This window comes from Pseudanabaena sp. BC1403, from assembly GCF_002914585.1.
GTDB lineage: Bacteria > Cyanobacteriota > Cyanobacteriia > Pseudanabaenales > Pseudanabaenaceae > Pseudanabaena.
On sequence record NZ_PDDM01000006.1, the window covers coordinates 116,448 to 136,505 of the forward strand.

The following is a 20,058-nucleotide window of genomic DNA, read 5'->3' on the forward strand; positions in this document are numbered from 1 at the left end:
GCCCACCGAAGGCGGGCTTTCAAAAAATTGGTTTTAGTGATTTTAGCTAAACATGGCGCTTTCAAGTTGCTGCAAAGCAATTTCTAGATCATCATTAATGATTGTGATATCAAACTCATTTGCCGCAGCTACTTCCAATTTGGCATGGTGTAAGCGCTTGATAATTTGTTCATTACTATCGGTACTGCGATCGCGCAAACGGCTTTCTAAAACTTCCATCGAAGGTGGGGCAATGAAAATTCGTTGAGCGCTAGGAAAAGACTGCGCCACTTGCCGCGCACCTTCTAGTTCGATTTCTAACAAGACTATTTGCCCCAAGGCGATCGCTTCATCAATTGCTTGGCGGGGCGTACCGTAAAGATTTCCCGCATATTCTGCCCATTCCAGAAATTTGCCTGCATCGCGCTTTTGTTCAAATTCAGCCCGATCCCAAAAGAAATATTCGCGACCATGTTCTTCACCTGCACGGGGCGATCGGGTCGTTGCCGAAATTGAAAAGAGAATGCGATCGGGATGGCTCTCCAGAAGTCTTTGTAACAGAGTACCCTTACCGACACCGCTTGGCCCCGTTACAACTATTAATTTACCGCTCAATTTATCTTGGCTCAACGTTTCGTAATTCCCTATAGAGATAGAGTTGATAGCACTTTGCCCGTTAACCAAATGTCAAATTACATTTAAAAATCCTTGCAAAGCAAGGATTTTTAAATTGGTTTAATCTGTAGCGCCTTCTTTACTGACGACAAAACGATTAGCAACAGTTTCAGGTTGAATTGCAGATAGAACTACATGGCTAGAGTCGGTAACAATTACCGCTCTTGTGCGTCTACCATAGGTAGCATCAACTAACTTACCATGTTCACGCGCATCACTAATGATACGCTTGATCGGAGCAGATTCGGGACTAACGATCGCTACAACTCGGTTTGCCGAAACAATGTTACCAAAGCCGATGTTGATGAGCTTAATATCCATAATTTTATCGATCTAAAATCGATTTAGAGTTGATGTAGCTTCATTTTTGTAGGTATTATCACATTATCCTACAAAAATCCACTAGATGCGATATATTTTGTCACGTATAGCGAAACCTATCTTAATTAAGCAGATATACCCAGTGGATTACTATGAGTAGCCACTCCCTTTACAGTGAATGATCAGTGGTGCGCGACAAAGCCGTGCACCACTAATCATTCACTATAATAATGCCTACTTTTTGAGTGAGAAGGGAGTAGGCAAAAGAAAGCTTAAAACCCAAAAGGCAAATAATTATGTCAGATATTAGAAATGTAGTGATTATTGGTTCAGGGCCCGCAGGCTATACTGCTGCGATTTATGCTGGGCGAGCTAACCTTAATCCACTTGTATTTGAGGGATTCCAGAAGGGAGGCATCCCTGGCGGACAATTGATGACGACGACGGAAGTAGAGAACTTCCCTGGGTTTCCCACGGGAGTAATGGGACCGCAGTTGATGAGCTATATCAAGGAACAAGCTATCAATTGCGGAGCGGAATTGATAATGGAAGATGTGACTTCTGTTGATTTCAGCGATCGCCCTTTTACGATTAAATATTCATCTCACGAAGTCCAAACTCACAGCGTGATCATCGCCACAGGTGCAACTGCGAAAAGGCTCCATTTACCCAGTGAACCGAAGTATTGGAATCGTGGAATTTCGGCATGTGCAGTATGTGATGGCGCTGCGCCAATCTTTCGTGGTGTGGAGTTAGCGGTAGTTGGTGGTGGTGATACGGCTGCGGAAGAATCGATTTTCTTAACTAAATATGGTTCAAAAGTCCATTTGCTTGTGCGTGGCGATCGCATGAGAGCCAGTAAAATCATGCAAGATCGCGTATTGGCACATCCGAAAATTACGGTGCATTGGCAATCTATCCCGATTGATGTTTATGGTGAAGAGATTGTTAAAGGGGTAAAGCTTCGCCATGCTGTCACTAATGAGGAGAGTGATTTAGCTGTTGGCGGACTCTTTTATGCGATCGGGCATAGTCCGAATACAGATTTATTTGTGGGACAGATAGAACTTGATGCGACGGGTTATATCATCACAAAAGGAAAGTCAACAGCTACTAATATTGCAGGTGTCTATGCCTGTGGCGATGTCCAAGACCACGAATATCGCCAAGCAATTACTGCCGCAGGAACAGGATGCATGGCAGCACTCGAAGCAGAGCGATGGCTATCTGCACAAACCTAAAAGATAAAGGCGGCACGAAGTGCCGCCTTTATCTTTTAGAGATGTAAATGCTGAATTACTGTGTTTACATCTTTGTCACCACGACCAGAGCAGTTGATGATAATGCGCTGATCGGCGGTTAGTTGTGGGCAGAGAGTTTCTAGATAGGCGATCGCATGGGATGTTTCCAAAGCGGGAATGATTCCTTCCAAACGCGAGAGTCTTTGAAATGCATCGAGAGCTTCTTGATCCGTGACGCTGTAATATTCAGCACGACCTAGATCCTTGAGATAGCTATGCTCTGGCCCGACACCTGGATAATCTAAGCCAGCACTGATGGAATGTGCTTCTTGGACTTGTCCTTCTGAATCTTGCAAGAGATAGCTCATTGCGCCATGTAATACACCAACGCGCCCAAGCGTTAAAGTTGCGGCATGGAACTCTGTATTTGTGCCTTTACCTGCTGCTTCCACACCGATCAAGCGAACGCTTGGCTCTTCGACAAATTCATGGAATAGACCCATCGCATTGGAGCCACCACCAACACAAGCAAGCAAAATATCTGGTAAACCGCCCCATTTCTCTTGACTCTGGCGACGACTCTCCTTACCAATCACGGCATGAAAATCTCGCACAATCATTGGGTAAGGATGGGGGCCAGCAACGGAGCCAAGAATATAATGGGTATCGACGACATTTGTTACCCAGTCGCGAATTGCTTCAGATGTAGCATCTTTGAGCGTACCAGTACCAGCCTCAACGGGACGCACCTCTGCACCCATGAGTTTCATCCGAAATACATTCAGCGATTGGCGTTCCATGTCCTGTACGCCCATATAAATCACACAATCTAGACCAAAGCGAGCGCAAACAGTTGCCGTAGCTACACCATGCTGTCCTGCACCTGTTTCGGCAATTACGCGCTTTTTGCCCATGCGGATAGCGAGGAGAACTTGAGCTAGGGCATTATTGATTTTGTGCGCACCCGTATGGTTGAGGTCTTCACGCTTTAGATAAATCTGAGCAGTTCCATAGTGCTGCGTCAATCTCTCCGCAAAATATAGAGGGCTGGGTCTACCCACATAGTCTCGCAAATAGCCGTCTAGCTCGTTGTTAAAATCTGGATCGGTTTTGTAATGATAAAAGGCGGTTTCCAGTTCAGCAAGGGCGCTCATAAGGGTTTCGGGGACATATTTGCCCCCGAAAATACCAAACCGTCCTAATGAGTCGGGACGATTGACGAGTGTGGGTTGTGTAGTTGTTTTGGGTGCGATCGGCGTTGTGGTCATTGCGGTGGGTCTTGACTGATTAGTTAGCTACTATTAAAACTTGCTTGGGGTGCTTATGGCACTGTATTTAGGATAACAAATTTTGAAAGTGCCGCTTCGCGGCACTTTCAAAATTTTCACTGGGTTTTAAGTCAGCGCAAAGCGCTGTAACATATAGCTATAGCCACCTGTATCAGAACAAATCAAAACCCAAATAGTGTGAGGCGGCGCTTCGCGCCGCCTCACACTATTTGGGTTTTATGTCCTAACAAGAATGGCGACAGCTATATACCAAAAGATGAATCAGTTTCATGAATCAAGAAGACATCCGATCGCTAGAAATTGCAAATTATCCTGTAGCAGGAGTTGACGAAGTTGGGAGGGGTTGTCTTTTTGGCGAAGTTGTGGCGGCCGCAGTGATTTTGCCAATTGATAAATTTGCTTCTTTAGAAGAGCTAGGCGTGACTGACAGCAAAAAGTTGTCACCCCAACGTCGCGAAAAATTAGATCTGATCATTCGTGAAGTTGCGATCGCCTGTGAAATTGGCACAGCAACGGTTGATGAAATCGATGAAATGAATATTCTCGCAGCGAGTTTACTAGCGATGGAGAGGGCGATCGCAAAGCTAAGTCCTCAACCCAAGCATTGCCTCATTGATGGCAATCAACTTTTACGATTTAAGCTAATTACGCCGATTCCGCAAACTACAGTGATTAAGGGGGATTCTCTATCAATTTCAATTGCGGCGGCAAGTATTGTCGCAAAGGTATGGCGCGATCGCAGGATAGTAGAACTAGCAGAAATATATACAGGCTATGATCTAGCCACAAATAAGGGCTATGGCACGCCTAAACATCGAGAAGCAATCGCGCAACTTGGCTATAGTGATCTCCATCGTAAAACCTTTAAAATAAAATTATGACTTACAAAGCCCTGCACTCAAGCACGGGCTAAAAGCTCAAACCCGTTGAAACGGGTTAATTAAAAGTATTCTGTAGTCCACTTCAGTAGACTTGAGCTTTTAGCCAAGAACTTGAGTTCTTGGTTTATTCTTTATTTGATAGGAGTAGAGTCAATGCGATCGCAACTATGTATTCCATTTATCTTGCTTAATGTCATTGTTCAAGTCACTGCTTGCGCCCAACAGCCTGCTGTTAATGCAGGTATAGCCACGACTCAGGCAGAAACAACTAAAAATCTACCTGAATCTCAAACAAAAGCAGCTACAAATGATCAACAAGCCGTGATAAAAGCAGATGCAACCGATGAGAGATCGTCAGCTAAGCAAGTATCTCTAATCACAGGTGTATACAATTCAGGCTCCAGATACATTACGATCGCAAAGCAGGGAAGCCGTATCTGTTATCAAGGTGTTTCTATGCCATCTGGGCGCTATGCTGTCACAGTTGGCGAGACTACTGGCTCCTTATCTGCGAAAAAGGATTATTTTGTTGCGGATGGCTGGAAAAAATATGGAAGAACTGTAACTTTAAGTCAGAATGGTGAGAATCTCTCGATATCGCTAGATGGTGGTTCTCCCTCTGAATATAATTTCTTTCAAAAAGATAGTGGAGAGAAATATTCTGAATCACTAATGAATTGTTTGAATAGTACTGGCGAGTTTTTTGAAACCGAGCCTAATTATACTATCTCTACTTCAACTGGAAGTCAGTCAAAGAAAGAAACTGGGAATTTATTGACTTCAGAACAAAAGGCATTACTTCTGCAATTGCCAAGCCCAATTGTTGCGCCAAATTTTATTCCAGAAGGGTTTCGCTTAGTTTATGCCAAGGGAGAAGCGAACAAATATGCCAATGGTGATGACGACTCTGGTTACACGATCGCCTATCAAGGAGAAAACAATACCTGTATTAGTATCAGCTCCTCTAGCTCTGGCTCACGAGGATTGCAAAGAGCAAATGAAGTCCAGACGGAATTTGGCTCAGTGGTAGTTTATACAGATAATGCTCGTGACAGTAGCATCAGGAGTATTTCGAGCTTTTTAGTGCTGAAGGGAAATCCAGCACTCATCTCAGGTGGAAGTATTCCAGATAGTAGTGCAAATGGTGGGCTTAAGCGTTGTGAACCTGTAGGAATGGGAGTCTATTTGCAAGTGTTAAAGTCGCTAACATTGGTGAAATGATTGGATATGGCTTGCGCTACAGAATTCCTTAAGTTGCCTAATCACCATGTTTATGCTATTTCTCATCTATAAAGCAATATTCTCTGAACGTTTTACGTTCTTAGAAACCATTTAGGAATTACTTTCTGCGGCTAAAGCTCCTAAGAGATCCCCCTCAATCCCCCTTAAAAAGGGGGAAGAAGAAAATTCTCCCCCCTTTTTAAGGGGGGCTGGGGGGGATCTAGACAATTCTTAAATAGTTTCTAAAAATATTGCTTTATTAAGTTGTTCTGATGGGTAAAACCCAAAATATGCGTTTAATTCATACCTCTGATTGGCATTTGGGTAGAAAATTAAAGGGAGTCGATCGCACTCCTGAGATTGCCTTAGCATTGGAAGAAATTCTCAAATATGCTCAGGAATTTGAAGTTGATGCCGTACTCGTAGCGGGGGATATTTTTGATGTGCCGAATCCTACGACTGAGTCAGAACGTATTGCCTATGAATTTTTTTATAAGCTTAATCAGTTAAGTATTCCTTCAGTTGCGATCGCAGGAAATCATGATTCGGCAAATCGGATTGATAGTCTCGCGCATTTACTATCTCTTGCAGGAGTGAGGGCTTTAGGTAGACCAAGAATTGCCGAAGAAGGGGGCGTGGTTAGTATTGATACTGCTAATGGAAAGTTATGTGTTGGCGCAATGCCTTTTGCTTCAGAGCGGCGTTTATTAGCTGCCGAGGATATTTGGAACAAGGATGCTGTTGAGCAACGCAATGATTATAAAACCTTAGTAACCTATGTTTTGCAAGATCTGGCTACTGCATTTAAAACTGATGCCGTGAATGTGATGATGGCACATATGACCGTTGATGGCGCGAAGTTTACAGGCTCAGAGGCTGCCTTTTATAGCGGTGCTGTCTATAGCCTGTCTGGACAATCAATCCCTTCAGAATGTCAGTATGTAGGCTTAGGTCATATCCATCGTCCTCAACAGATTGCCAATGCTGCACCGACCTATTATGCAGGATCATTAATTCAAGTAGATTTTGGCGAAGTGGGTGAAGAGAAGGGCTTTAATTTGATTGAAGTGGAAGTGGGTAGACCTGCGAAAGTGCAATTTCAGCCCCTTGCTTGCCAAAAGCCACTTAAAAGAGTGGAATGTCATATCGATCAGCTTGATGAGCAATTAGAATTGCATCGTGATTATGTTGGCTATTTGAAATTTGCGATCGCTGTCGATACGCCGCCCATCGGACTCGCGGATCGGGTGCGAAAAGTCTGTCCTCAAGCGGTAATGGTGGAGCCAAAGTTAATCGTGAATGAATCAGTACAGGTTCCAGAACCTAAAGATTATGATCGCTTTGATGCGATCGCTGAGTTTCAAAAATTTTATAGCGATCGGGAAAAGAACTTGTCGCCTGATGTGATTAATGCATTTAAAGAGTTATATATGGAGTTGAGTGATGCGTCCAATTGAGTTAATTGTCGAAGGATTTACCAGTTTTCGCACTCGTCAAACACTAGATTTTTCTAGCCTCGATTTATTTGCGATTACAGGCGCTACGGGGGCGGGGAAAACTTCGCTATTGGATGCAATTACCTTTGCACTTTATGACAAAGTGGCTCAAAAGCCCAATTCATCGAGAGAACTAGTTAGCCAAGGGGCAACACAATTAAAAGTAGAATTTCGGTTTGTAATGCGGCAGACTGAATATAGAGTGGTGCGAACATGGCGCAATCGAGGTAAAACTGACATAAAGAACTTTCTGCTAGATGAATTAGTAGGAGAAGAATGGGAAAGATGTGCCACGCAAAAGGTGGAAGAAATCATTGGCATGGATTTCGAGACCTTTACCCGTGTAATCATTTTGCCGCAAGGGCAGTTTGATGAATTTCTCAAGGGTGAAGCTGGCAAACGTCGCGAGATTTTGCGGCAATTGGCAGGATTTCAAATATTCGAGCAAATGCGGAAAGAAGCAAGCGATCGCACTAGTCGTTTTAAAGCTGAGCGTGAAGGTTTAGATAAAGTCCTTGAAGGGATGCAAGCGCCAACTATTGAAGAGGTGAATGCTCAACAAACAGAATTAGAAAATCTTGAAGTTGCGATTCCTGAATTGGATATCAAAGCGAAAAATAGCCGCAAGCTGTTAGAATCCGAAGAAAGATTGTTTACTCAAATTCAGCAATATAGCCAACTTTCAGTAAAATTAGAGCAGCTTCAGCAAGATGCTCCAAAAGTCCAAGATTTAGAAGTTAAATTCCGTAATGCTCAGTTAGCTAACTCGATTGTAGGAACTTGGACAATTTTGCAAACTACTCGCAAGCGCGTAGAAAATGCGATCGCCGATCTGACAACTGCCAATAAACAGTTAGAAATAGCTAAGTTTGATCTTGAAAAGCAACAACAAATTTTGGAGCAATCTCGCACCAACCAAATTGAAGCTCAAAGCCATATAGAATCTCAAGAACGTAGCCTTGCTCTAGCGGAAGCTCTGCATACGCAACAACAGCAATGCATTGCCGAGCTAGAACGTGCTCATAAGAATGCTCTAGAGCGATCGCAACAGCTTGAAAAAGCAACAAAGGCAACAAAACAAGCTGAACTAGAATTGCAGAATTCTACTCAGCAATTACAAAAAATTGCAACTGCGATCGCTAATTCCCATAACGATCCTCAGCGTCTCGAAAGTCTGCGCCAAGTTGCCGAGCCGCTTGCTCAGCAGCAAATGTTGCAAGATGGGCTTGTGAAGCTAAAGCAAAAATCTACACAATTACAAACGGAAAGCAGTAACCTCACGCAGCAATTAGAGAAATCGAAACAAACGATCTCGAAGGCTGAAAATGAATTTCAAACTGCAAATATCGCCCTGACAAAAGCCGAAGCTTCAAATTTACAAGCCTTACAAAGTAGTCATGTCAGTGCTTTGCGTGCTGAACTCCATGATGGTGACAACTGCCCCGTTTGTAATAATCTTTATGTTATAGAGGGATTGCCAGAGCTTCTCAAAATGGAACTAATCGATACAGATGTACTCAAAAAACAGCGAGATGTCAACGAGAGACAGTTAGCAAAACTGCGTGAAGACAGGGCAAAGCTGGAGGCGAATTTAGAGACATCGCAACTACAACTGCAAATCCAAACTCAGGAAATTGCAGAGTTAGAAACTGAGGTTGCAAAATTCCAAGAACAGATCGATCGCATTCTCCAAACTGCATGGACAGCCGCAGATATTCTCCGCGATCGCCAAGAATTAGAGAGACAAGAATTAGCCTATCAAAAACTGATTAACGAGCAAAAAGAAATTGCGATCGCTTGTCGCAATGCTGAAAGCAAGCTAAATATCAATCAAGAAAACCGACAATTAGCTCAAACAGAATTTCAAAAAGCTGAACAAGAGAGAGCGCATCGTCAATCCCAACTACAAGAAATTTCGCAACGGTTGCAAGAAATTACCGCAGGCAAAAGTTATGAGTCATTGCGTCAAAGTATCTTGCAAGCAAAATCTGAACTAAGCGATCGCCTCCAAGCTATCGAAAAATCCTATCAAAAAGCTCGTGAAAACTTTGTAAAACGCGAAGAAGCTGCCACAAAAGCTCAAGAAAATCATGATATCGCAATTGCTGAACGCACTCAACAAGAGACAAACTGGCTCAATGAACTACAATCTATCAACTTTACTGAATCAGAATTTCTGGCTGCTCAAACTACGCGATCGCAAATGGAGTCATGGCAAAAAGAAATTGAAACCTATCAACGCCAAGAACAGGATTTAACTACTCGTCAGCAAATGTTTGCGGAGGCGATCGCAGATCAACATACTGATGAAATTGCGATCGCAAATCTTCGCGCAGATTTACAACAAATAGAACAGGATCTCCAACTAGCTAGTGAAAATCGTGCTTCGATCAAAGCATGGCTAGAACAAGCGCAGCAAAGGCGGCAGGAATCACAAGATTTAGAAGAGCGAAAGGTTGCTCTACAGGCTCAAGAGCAGATTTATCATACTCTCTCCCAAGATCTGCAATCCAACAAGTTCCAAGAATATATTCTCGATAGTCTGCAACAGGAACTCGCCAACCGCGCTTCAGTTCTATTGCAACAGCTTTCTGAAGATCGTTATATTCTCCAAATCGAAAGTGGCGATTATTGGGTGTCTGACAACTGGAATGGTGGCGAAAAACGTCGTATTCGCACTCTCTCAGGTGGTGAAACCTTTGCTGCTTCGCTATCAATGGCTCTAGCTTTATCAGAAAAATTATCAATGGGAATTGAACTAGGTAGCCTCTTCTTAGATGAAGGCTTTGGTACGCTCGATAGCGAAACCCTCGAATCTGTCACTCAAATCCTCGAATCCTTGCGCCAACAGGATCGTCTCATCGGTGTAATTACCCATATTCAATCGTTAGCCGAGAGATTACCCACGCAAATCCATGTTCGTAAATCTATAAACGGTTCTGAATTGGTGAGACAATAGCCCTGCACTCAAGTGCGGGCTAAAAGCTCAAGTCCACTGAAGTGGACTGAAGAATACTTTTCCGTATTGGTGAGACAATAGCCCTGCACTCAAGTGCGGGCTAAAAGCTCAAGTCCACTGAAGTGGACTGAAGAATACTTTTCCGTAACCCGTTTCAACGGGTTTTAGCTTTTAGCCCGCACTTGAGTGCAGGGCTTCCACAAAAGCGATCGCTTCTTGTTTTGATGAAATCTTGCCTTCGACTTGAGCGATTTTCACAATTTCTAATAGTTCGCCAATTTTAGGACTAGGCGCAATTCCCAATTCTTTTCGCAAATCATCGCCAGTAATTAACGCTACAGGATAAGCGATCGCATCTTGAGGATTGAGCCAGCGCTCCAACCAAGGTGCGATCGCATCTTGGTCAAAATCACTAGCTATAGCCAAAGCCGCGATCGCAGGAAAAAATTCCAAAGTTGGCTGAAAAAATTTATATTGCTCTTTGAGTGAAGCTTGCTCTAAAAGCTTGATGAATTGAGGCAGATAACGCAGAATCCCGATGAGCCAGCGCTGCTCGGCACGGCTTAATCCAAGAGATTCCAAGGCTGTCGCGCTATTGGTTAATGCAGCTAATTTGATAACCACGAGAGCATAGCGATCGCCTGATAATTGCTTACTAAAAAATGATTCTAGATTCGGGAATTTGACTGTTAAGCTCAAAATCACATGCTCAATTTTGGCAAATCGTTCTAGATTCAAATGTTGGCTTGGCAACCAATCCTCTAAAATGCGATCGCCGATAGCAGCCATCATTCCTTGACTACCATTCGAGATTGATAGCAAATAACCTAGTTCTGTCCGTACTCTTTCAGCCGCCATAGACTTTAACTTGGGCGCAAATTTAATCAAAACTTGCCGAGTCAAACTTTCAATTTCAAAGCCTAACTGAGCCGCTTGTCGATATCCCCGCAAAATCCGCAAAGGATCATCCGCCAAATTCTCAGGCGCAACCATCCTAATTCGCTTGGCTTTTAAATCACCAATTCCATCAAAAGGATCAATAAAATCTTCTCCCACCGACAATCCATCGCCAATACCCAATGACCGATTACCAATTAATTGATGACATTCTAAGGCGATCGCATTCATACAAAAGTCGCGCCGCCCTAAATCTGCTTCTAAACTACGCCCCATTTGTTGAGCAAAATCCGCCGTTCCATTTTTAAAAACAACTCGCGCAATTTGACGCTCTGCGTCTAAAATCACAAATCCTGCTTTATACTTACGGGCGATCGCATTAGCTATTTCAACTGCTTTCTCTGGCAAAACAAAATCTAGATCAAGATATTTACCTTGACGATTTAGTATGCGATCGCGTACCCATCCACCCACCAAATAAGCAGGAGTTGGTAAATCATTAAAATCAAATGGGAACTGTTGCAAAATCTATTTATAGTCCACTTTTTTAAAGGTTTTGGCTACTTAAGATATGTTATACGATCAACGTCAAACGAACCACAACAAATTTTTGAAAGTGTTGCTTTGCAACACTTTCAAAAATTTGTTGGTTCGGATTTGAGCGCAAAGCGCTGTAGTACGGTTACACTTGTTAAGTAGGGTTTTGGGTTCAGCCTTGTCACTTAAAGATAAAAGCATTGCGATTACAGGCGCTTCAGGCACAATGGGCAGAGCATTAGCCACAGAGCTTTCTAAGCAAGGAGCAAGGGTTATTGCACTAACAACTTCGCCTAATCCTAATTTTCAAATTGCAGACAGCGATAATCAGCACAATCAAGCAGTTGAAGTTTTGACTTGGCAACTAGGGCATGAAACAGAACTACGCGATCGCTTACAACAAGTCGATATTCTCATTCTTAATCACGGTGTAAATGTTTTAGGAGTAAGAGACTCTATATCAATTTATAAATCCTACGAAGTCAATACCTTTTCTGTTTTTCGTTGGATCGATTTATTCTTAGAAACTGTAACTGATGCTCAAGCAATTAGCAGCAAAGAAGTTTGGGTAAATACTTCCGAGGCTGAAGTCAATCCTGCCTTCAGTCCATTGTACGAACTCTCAAAACGTGCGATCGGAGATTTGGTGACCTTACGCCGCCTTGATTCCCCTTGCAAAATCCGCAAACTAATTTTAGGCCCCTTCAAAAGTGATCTCAACCCCTATGGGGTCATGTCAGCAGATTTTGTGGCTTGGGCGATCGTCGCTTTAGCGAACCTTGGTCTCCGCGATATTATTGTTACGATTAATCCGATTACGTTTATTGCTTATCCGCTTAAAGAATTTTGGCGATCGCTATACTTTCGCGCATTTTCTCGTTCTCTCAAATAGCTAGAACTCATGCAGTGGATAGATATGATGTGGGCAAAGCCCACACCATATCTATCCAAAAATCCCATAAATTTCAAAAAGTTACTTAAGTTTATTCTCTTTAGTTATTATGAATCCTGCATTACAAACAGAAATTTGTCAGTTTATTCGTGAAATCGGTCAAAAGGCAATTCATTTGAGAGAGTTGGGTTTTCAAGTGGATGAAAAAGGTTTTGATGATTATGTAACAAATGTCGATCGCGAACTTGATCACCTCTTAAGTCAACGTTTTCAGGCGTGGTTTCCCAATGATGGAGTAATTAGCGAAGAGAACCAGCGATCGCTAGAACTCTGGCAACAAAAATCAAAAGTTAATCAGAAATTCTGGTTTATCGATCCCATTGATGGCACTGATGACTTCATTCATGGGCGTGAATTCTATTCAGTTATGGTCGGTGTTTTAGAGTCATTTCAGCCAGTTCTCGGCTGGGTATATGCACCCAAAAGCGATCGCTTATATTTTGGCGGAACTGCAATCAATGGTTTATTTATCGCTACGAATGGAAATGTCCCTGAGGTTTTATATCCCCATGAACCAATTGGCGCAAGTTGCGATCGCATAATTGTGAGCAAAAAAGATGATCTCGCCTATGGCGATGCAATTCGTGCTGCTATTCCCAATGTCGAGTTTTATAGTCTCGGTAGTTTTGGCTTAAAGGTAATGGAAGTTGTCCAAGGTCGGGCAAGTGCATATATATACCTCAATCGCCGTGTTAAGCTTTGGGATACGGTTGGGCCCCTAGCGATCGCGAAGGCGGCAGGGTTAATTTGTTGTGATCTCGAAGGTCGCGAAATTGGATTTGGATACGATGATATTGATCCTGAAAAGCTGACTCACAATCAATTAATCGTGATTGGCTGGTCAAAATTTATCGATGAATATCTTGAGATAATTTCCCAAGAGCTAGGTAAAAAGGAAGCTAACGCATATTAATTGAAGTTCCGTGGAAGGAATTCAGGATCGGGGCTGGCACAGGGGCATAGCCCCTACAAGAACAGCAATTCTCATTATGAAACTGATTTTGGTATTTCCAGCGCCGAAGGCAGTGGAAATACCAAAATCGGTTGTTTGAGAGCCCGCCAACGGCGGACTCTCAAACAACCGATTTTTATAATTAGGACTTACGCAAATCAACCAAGAACTAAAGTTCTTGGCTCAAAGCTCAAGTCAGTTAAAACTGACTAAATAAAGCTTCAAACCAACCTGTTTCAACAGGTTTAAGCTTTTAGCCCGCAATTTATTGCAGGGCAGATGCTTTTGTGAATTAGTATTACGGGGAAGAGAGTATCTGTAAATTAGAATGAAAATACAGTTCTCAATGTACCCACAGTGATAGTGCTATTGCCACTGTTGTTATTAGGATTGAAGATCAACTGCAAATCAGGAGTGATGCTGATATTGTCAGAGATAGGGAAGCGATAGAACAACTCCACATTGGTTTGAGTGGCATTGCCCACATTGCTCTCAATGAAAGGTTGTCCAACTGCGATCGCAGCCATTGCACCTTCCTTAAACAAATCAGGGAACGCGAAACCCGCAGACCAAGTTTGAGGACTTAGAGAAGTATTACCTGAAACCGTGTAGCTGGGGAGTGCTGCGGAAATTGCATTGCTACGATTGCTGATATTGCCAAATCCATAGCGCCCAAAAAGCGCCACAGATTTATTGAAAGCCCACTCAAGGTTTACGCCGCCCGTATTGTAGTCAAGATTATTTACTGAAGCACGAGTATATTGCAAGCGGATTGCAAACGGACTCTCATCATTCGCATTTTTCGGCGCAAATTCTAGCTCAACCGTACCTTGGTAAGGATCACCAAATAAGCCTCGATTGATAGTTCCATCGGTCGTAGGACTATTAGCATTCTGGGCAACATAACCTGCTCTCAGGGTAAAAGCACTACCACCAAAGTTCCATGCGATCGCAGCACCAGCACCATCATTTACGGGCAAAATCAATGGATTATTGATAAACATGCCGCTAGAGAAATCGGCTGACTCGTCATTAGCAAAGCTATTGGCATCAAGATGATCATTCAACGACATATTTGTCCCAATCGAAGCACGGATATCTTTGCCAATCGGGAAATCGTAACGCAATCGATTTAATGTTGCGTTTGTGCCAACACCGCTGTAATCAAATCTAGAACTGTTTCCAAATCCTGTGAAACCTAATAAGCTTGCAGTAGGATCTAGCTGATTATTAAGCCCTGTGCCGCCATTGCCAAGTTCGATCCGCGTTAACAACAAATCTTCGCCCGTGAAACTGGTGTTGAAATTCAGTCGCACGCGGCTGATCACAGTTGCATTCACTTTCCCAGCATTAGTTGTAGGCGCACCAGTTGAGTCCAGCAGAAAATCAGTCCCTGAGCTTCCCGCAGAGACAGCCGCGATCACTTGACCTGTGAGCTTAGTCGTAGTTGAAAATTGCTGTGCTTCAAGTTTGGCAGTTTTAGCATCAAGGGCATCGACACGACCACGCAAAGTGGCAAGTTCGGCAGCAAATTCTTCTTGCAATTTCTGTAATGTGGCAAGGTCTTCTTTGCTAACCTTATCGGCTAACCCTGCGGAAATAATTTCGTTGATTTTGTCGAGACAAGCATTTAAACCTGCGGCAAATTCATAGCGACTGGTGGCTTGCTTTCCACGAAAGGTGCTATCGGGGTAACCTGCGATACATCCGTAGCGCTCAACAAGAGACTGCAAGGCGGTAAAAGCCCAATCAGTTGGACGTACATCACTAAGTTGTGAGACTGATGTGACATTTTGCGTTAAGACATCTTTTGTAGGTGGTAATGACTGAGCCGATACGCTAAACATGTTGCTGGGAAATACTCCGATCGCAGAAAAGGCGATCGCGCCAACCAAAGAATTTTGTACTTGTTCAAACCAAATTTTCGACATTGAGTAACTCCTCACTTGACATATTTGTGAAACTTAATAGTAATTTATCTCATTACTTAGAGAAATATTTTAAACAGATATAGAGCTTCAATTCTTACAATAAACTGAGTTTTAATGCAAATATATGATTATTACTGTCAATAATATCTCTGTTATGTCTGCCGCAATCAGCTTTTGTGTCAATAATTATATTTTACTGATTGCATCCACCAAGAATGATAATCATTATCATACAAGATGTGGTGATAGATATAGTAATTTCCCCATCTCTTTTAACACCTAAGCTATTTTTCACTTTTTTTACATGACTTATAATTATTGTTTCTAAACTCACAGAAATCAGATGTTTTTTGTAATTTTTTATACAATACAAAGGATTCAAGTATGTAATTGCAAGCCAAAAGAGATTTAGTATTATGTTTGGTCGTACCCGTATTAGAGAGACTCATTATCGAGAAGGTTTGCGCGATCGCAATGCTGGAATCCTGCCACGCAAAAATGATGCTGATTATTTAGAAGCTTATCTAAATGATAGGCCAGGTGGTTTAGATGCGGTTATGCAGTATTTTCCGACAATCCAAGAATATTTGCATTGGAAATTAAATCAATCAAGTTTTTAAGTCAGATTGCAAACCGCTAAATTTATCATCACCAAACAATTCCAATTGACTACTTCAATGGATATCCCCACCTTCACAAGGATGTAACATATTACCCCTTTCAATTCATGCTATTCACTGGTTGGTAATATCTGTTTTTTTAGTTCATTTAGATAGAGATCAGCACCAATAGAGCCTGGTAAACCTAGGCAAATATAGGTAGGAATGAAATAGACCTTTCCAGACTTGCTAACATTAAGAGACTGCGCGATCGCACTCTTTGACCAAGCTTGCTTGAGATTAGCAAGTTGCGAATCTTCAAAATTGCTTGCTTGCTTTAACTGGTTCGGTTTACTAAAGTTATTTCCGAGGAAAATCACCATATCAGCCTGACCGAGTTGAGGAAGTGTTTCTAATGAAATCGGAACAAAAGGTGCTTTCGGATTGCGGGGAAGTTGGGGTGGAGATACCAGTTCAAATCCTAAATCTTGGGGTAAAGAGCTACAAAGACCATGTTTATTGGTAACTAAAAAAATCTCTTTTAAATCACTAGAACTCAGTAACAGCAAATTTGGGGAAGTCTTTACAACTGAGGAAAAGACTTGACGGGCTGTAGCAATTTGCTGTTGCTTTTCTTTTAAAATTTGCTCGGCTTGATCAGAACGATTTACAGCTTTTGCGATCGCCTTGAGATTCATATCTGGCTCAGTCCACTTTAAAATCAATGTTGGGGCGATCCTCGCCAAGGTAGCATATTGTCTAGTATTGTTAATATCAAGTCCCAAAATCAAATCTGGTTGGACTTTAAGAATCGCTTCGATGGAGGGAGCATAAACTAGCCCGACATTTACCATCGGTTGTGTAATCCGCAATCCTATATAGGGAATCTGTTTACTAGGATCAGTATAGTCATGTCGGTGAAAGGATCCCTGATCAGCAAAGGCAACCGCTTGGACATTGAGCGCAAGTAAAGGCTCTAGAAGATAGGGGCCAAGTACGACAATCCTTTGAGGCTGACCACATACTTTGGTCTTTCCCATCACATGCTCAATGTCACGACAGTCAGTCCGCAGAGAATTAGCAGCTTGGATCGAGTCACCACGCATATAGCTGGGCGTACTTTGGCAGGATGCGATCGCAACTGTAATCACGATCATCAAGACTACCCATTGAATCGACTTCGTTAGTTTCATAGGTGTAAAAAACAGATACTCAAAAATTTTGGATAGAACTTGCTGAATTCTTGGCTCCAATGGGAATACACATGGGAGTACCTGCGATTGGATCTGGATAAATACGGCATTTCAAATTGAATACAGTTTGGACAATCTCCTCAGTAATCACTTCTTGGGGCTTACCTGATGCAAAGATTTGTCCTGCTTTGATCGCCACTAAATGGTCAGCATAGCGACAAGCCTGATTTAAATCATGTAATACCATCACAATCGTGCGTCCTTGTTGCTGATTGAGATGATGGAGCAGATCTAATATTTCAATTTGATGAGCGAGATCGAGAAAAGTAGTTGGCTCATCTAGGAGGAGTAGTTTCGTGTTTTGAGCAAGTGCCATCGCAATCCATGCCCTCTGCCGCTGACCACCCGATAGATTATCAAGAGGATGATCGCATAGTTCCATTAAGTCTGTCATTTCTATGGCTTGCTGAACAAACTTTTCATCCTGAGTTGACCATTGCTGCATCCAGTTTTGATAAGGATAGCGTCCTTGAGAAACTAGATCGCGGATGGTCAAGCCTTCGGGAGCAACTGGACTTTGCGGTAATAATCCTAACTGCTGAGCAACAGCTTTAGATGATCGCTTCATAATTGATTTGCCATCGAGGTAGACTCCACCACTTTTAGGTTTGAGTAATCGTCCAAGACCTTTCAGCAAAGTGGATTTGCCGCAGCCATTTGCGCCCACTAATACCGTGATTTTTTCCGTAGGAATTGCTAATGTCAAATCCTGAATAATGGTATTGCCTGCATAGGCTAAGGATAATTTTTGAGCAGTAAGTTCTAACATTAACGTTGGCGATTGTGAATGAGTAGGAATAGAAAAAATGGCGCACCGATCGCAGCAACTACCACGCCACAGGGAATCTCGATAGGGGCAAATAGAACCCGTCCGATCCAATCAGCGATCGTGACTAAAAATCCACCAATTAGGGCAGCCACAGGCAAAAGGTTTTGATGATTTGTACCGATCAGTTTGCGCCCGATATGGGGAGCCATCAATCCGACAAAGCTAATCGTGCCTGCGGTGGCAACTGCGGCTCCAGCCAGAGCCACTGCCACGACCACTAACAGACTGCGTTGCCATTCCACTCGACTCCCCAATCCTTTAGCGACATCATCGCCAAGGTGTAACACATTTAACTGACGTGATAGCCCCAAAGCAAAGGGAACACCACCAAGACACCAAGGTAAAAATGCAAAAAACTGTTCCCATGTGCGTCCATACACACTTCCTGCTAACCAGACTATGGCTTGGCTGACATTAGCAATGGAACCCAAGGTAATCAATAAACTGATGAAGGCACTAGCGATCGCGGACAAGCCAATCCCTAATAAAATCAATAAAATTGGTGAACTGCCACCATTCCACGCCAAGCTATAGATGATGGCTGCCATAGCCAAAGCACCAATAAATGCAGAGATTGGTAGGGCATATATCGGAACTTCGGGAAACAAGACAATAGTGGCAACGGCTGCCAAACTAGCGCCTGCATTGATACCAATGATGCTGGGATCAGCGAGAGGATTGCGAGTTAAGCCTTGAAAGATGGTTCCCGAAATCGCAAGGGTAATTCCCACCATAAAAGCAACTAAAGTTCGTGGCAATCTGAGGGTATGAATGATGAAGAGATGATCGGGATTACCTGTATCAATTGCTAGCAAGCTTTTGATAATATCAGCGATCGCAATCGGATATTCACCTTGCCCAACATCCAAGAGAATGGAAACAAAACTAAGTCCGAGCAAAATTGTCAAGATCGCTGGTAGACGACGATCCACCTGCAAGGAGACGACTGGATTGCGAATTGTTAGCAAGGATTTCATTTTCTGACCTTGGATTTTACAAGATAGACAAATACTGGCGCACCAATCAGTGCAGTCATTACTCCCACTGGCAATTCTTGAGGCTTGAGTAATACTCTGGCAGCAATATCTGATAACAACAAGAGAATGGAACCAAAAATAGCTGAGTATGGAAGGATCCAGCGATAATCAGTTCTGATAAAAAAACGGACTCCATGAGGTACAACTAATCCAATAAATCCAATTGGCCCTGCGATCGCCACCGAACTTCCTGCTAACAAAACCACACTTGCGGCTGTCAAGAGCTTAATTAAAAGGGTTTGCTGACCTAAACTAGTGGCAATTTCTTCACCTAAACTCATAGTTGTAATCTGTCTACCCAGCAGCAGCGCAAGGAGCATCCCCAAAACCATGCAGGGAAATAAATTCAAAAACAGCTCAAAATCTCTACCAGCTAATGAACCTGCTAACCAAAATCGAATTTCTTCTAAGGTTTGTTGGCTGACAATTAATATGGCAGTAGTAATGGAAGATATAAATGCGGTGATTGCCGCTCCTGCAATGGTGAGATTTAATGGTGTTAATCCTCCAGAGCCGAGCGAGGCTAAACCATACACCACCACTGCGGCGATCGCTGCACCCACAAAGGCGGCTCCTGCATAAACCGTGAGGGAAGAACTTCCCCCAATAAATAAGGTTCCAACGACAGCTAATGCACCACCTGCACTAATCCCTAAGATCCCAGTTTCCGCTAAGGGATTACGGGTTAAGCCTTGCATCAATGCACCTGACACAGAGAGTGATGCACCAACCGCGATCGCAATTAGCGATCGCGGCAGTCTTACAGTTTGGATGATCAGATGATCAAAGGAGCTATCAAAATCTGTAAAAGATTTGAGGATAGAGTCTAAGGCTATCTCACGCGCTCCCAAAGTAACGCTATAGATTAGGCAAATTATTAAGGCGATCACCCCTAGTCCTAATCCTAACATCAGCGCTATTGGTGATGGTTTTAGCTGTTTAGACATCCTCAAGAAAGTGGGGTAGGACATTGAGCAAAGTTGGGGAATGACAGTATTGCTGTAAAAAC

The 20,058-nt window shown here is 42.9% G+C and carries 16 protein-coding genes and 1 pseudogene; 8 read left to right on the top strand and 9 right to left on the bottom strand.

Annotated elements, in window-relative coordinates; all coding sequences use genetic code 11:
• Positions 1 to 42: 42 nt before the first annotated feature.
• Positions 43 to 609 (bottom strand): guanylate kinase, encoded by a 567-nt coding sequence (gene gmk, locus CQ839_RS07795; protein WP_258040656.1) that lies wholly within the window; start codon positions 607 to 609, stop codon positions 43 to 45.
• Positions 610 to 714: 105 nt separating this feature from the next.
• Entirely contained in the window at positions 715 to 975 is a 261-nt protein-coding gene (remA, locus tag CQ839_RS07800; protein WP_103667713.1) for an extracellular matrix/biofilm regulator RemA, read from the bottom strand.
• A 296-nt stretch (positions 976 to 1,271) separates the two neighbouring features.
• On the opposite strand from remA, the pseudogene trxB reads away from it, so the two are divergent.
• Positions 1,272 to 2,207, top strand: a pseudogene (gene trxB / locus CQ839_RS07805) (thioredoxin-disulfide reductase); the annotation flags it as partial.
• Positions 2,208 to 2,251: 44 nt separating this feature from the next.
• Here the strand turns inward: trxB and trpB are convergent.
• On the bottom strand, positions 2,252 to 3,484 hold the full coding sequence (trpB, locus tag CQ839_RS07810; RefSeq protein WP_103667715.1) for a tryptophan synthase subunit beta: 1,233 nt from the start codon (positions 3,482 to 3,484) through the stop codon (positions 2,252 to 2,254).
• A gap of 290 nt (positions 3,485 to 3,774) precedes the next feature.
• Between trpB and CQ839_RS07815 the strand changes: the two genes are divergently transcribed.
• The 4 genes from CQ839_RS07815 (at position 3,775) to CQ839_RS07830 (ending at position 10,062) form a co-directional block, all read left to right on the top strand.
• Positions 3,775 to 4,386: a ribonuclease HII gene (locus CQ839_RS07815; protein ID WP_103667716.1), complete on the top strand. Its 612-nt coding sequence runs from the start codon at positions 3,775 to 3,777 to the stop codon at positions 4,384 to 4,386.
• 111 nt (positions 4,387 to 4,497) lie between these two features.
• Positions 4,498 to 5,607: a hypothetical protein gene (locus CQ839_RS07820; RefSeq protein ID WP_181016139.1), complete on the top strand. Its 1,110-nt coding sequence runs from the start codon at positions 4,498 to 4,500 to the stop codon at positions 5,605 to 5,607.
• A gap of 290 nt (positions 5,608 to 5,897) precedes the next feature.
• Entirely contained in the window at positions 5,898 to 7,064 is a 1,167-nt protein-coding gene (locus CQ839_RS07825; RefSeq protein ID WP_103667782.1) for an exonuclease subunit SbcD, read from the top strand.
• A complete protein-coding gene (locus tag CQ839_RS07830; protein ID WP_103667718.1) occupies positions 7,051 to 10,062 on the top strand; it encodes an AAA family ATPase in 3,012 nt (1,003 codons plus the stop codon). Before CQ839_RS07825 ends, CQ839_RS07830 begins: the two co-directional genes overlap by 14 nt.
• A gap of 171 nt (positions 10,063 to 10,233) precedes the next feature.
• On the opposite strand, the gene CQ839_RS07835 is transcribed toward CQ839_RS07830, so the two are convergent.
• Positions 10,234 to 11,484: a CCA tRNA nucleotidyltransferase gene (locus tag CQ839_RS07835; RefSeq protein ID WP_103667719.1), complete on the bottom strand. Its 1,251-nt coding sequence runs from the start codon at positions 11,482 to 11,484 to the stop codon at positions 10,234 to 10,236.
• A gap of 190 nt (positions 11,485 to 11,674) precedes the next feature.
• Here CQ839_RS07835 and CQ839_RS07840 point away from each other — a divergent pair, with 190 nt between their 5' ends.
• Together CQ839_RS07840 and CQ839_RS07845 are read left to right on the top strand one after the other, a co-directional pair.
• A complete protein-coding gene (locus CQ839_RS07840) occupies positions 11,675 to 12,388 on the top strand; it encodes a bifunctional sterol desaturase/short chain dehydrogenase (protein ID WP_258040657.1) in 714 nt (237 codons plus the stop codon).
• Positions 12,389 to 12,497: 109 nt separating this feature from the next.
• Positions 12,498 to 13,361, top strand: a complete 864-nt coding sequence (locus CQ839_RS07845; RefSeq protein WP_103667721.1) for a 3'(2'),5'-bisphosphate nucleotidase CysQ — start codon at positions 12,498 to 12,500, stop codon at positions 13,359 to 13,361.
• Between the two features lie 362 nt (positions 13,362 to 13,723).
• Here the strand turns inward: CQ839_RS07845 and CQ839_RS07850 are convergent, their stop codons facing one another.
• Positions 13,724 to 15,331: an iron uptake porin gene (locus tag CQ839_RS07850; RefSeq protein WP_103667722.1), complete on the bottom strand. Its 1,608-nt coding sequence runs from the start codon at positions 15,329 to 15,331 to the stop codon at positions 13,724 to 13,726.
• A gap of 416 nt (positions 15,332 to 15,747) precedes the next feature.
• Between CQ839_RS07850 and CQ839_RS07855 the strand changes: the two genes are divergently transcribed.
• Positions 15,748 to 15,951, top strand: a complete 204-nt coding sequence (locus CQ839_RS07855) for a hypothetical protein (protein WP_103667723.1) — start codon at positions 15,748 to 15,750, stop codon at positions 15,949 to 15,951.
• Positions 15,952 to 16,061: 110 nt separating this feature from the next.
• On the opposite strand, the gene CQ839_RS07860 is transcribed toward CQ839_RS07855, so the two are convergent.
• The 4 genes from CQ839_RS07860 to CQ839_RS07875 are packed head-to-tail and all read right to left on the bottom strand — an operon-like array spanning position 16,062 to position 19,996.
• Positions 16,062 to 17,123, bottom strand: coding sequence for an iron-siderophore ABC transporter substrate-binding protein (locus tag CQ839_RS07860; RefSeq protein WP_103667783.1), 1,062 nt, complete (start codon positions 17,121 to 17,123; stop codon positions 16,062 to 16,064).
• Between the two features lie 19 nt (positions 17,124 to 17,142).
• Entirely contained in the window at positions 17,143 to 17,952 is an 810-nt protein-coding gene (locus CQ839_RS07865) for an ABC transporter ATP-binding protein (protein ID WP_103667724.1), read from the bottom strand.
• A complete protein-coding gene (locus CQ839_RS07870; protein ID WP_103667725.1) occupies positions 17,952 to 18,989 on the bottom strand; it encodes an iron ABC transporter permease in 1,038 nt (345 codons plus the stop codon). Before CQ839_RS07870 ends, CQ839_RS07865 begins: the two co-directional genes overlap by 1 nt.
• A complete protein-coding gene (locus CQ839_RS07875) occupies positions 18,986 to 19,996 on the bottom strand; it encodes an iron ABC transporter permease (protein ID WP_258040658.1) in 1,011 nt (336 codons plus the stop codon). The genes CQ839_RS07870 and CQ839_RS07875 overlap by 4 nt, the downstream gene beginning before the upstream one ends.
• Positions 19,997 to 20,058 lie beyond the last annotated feature (62 nt).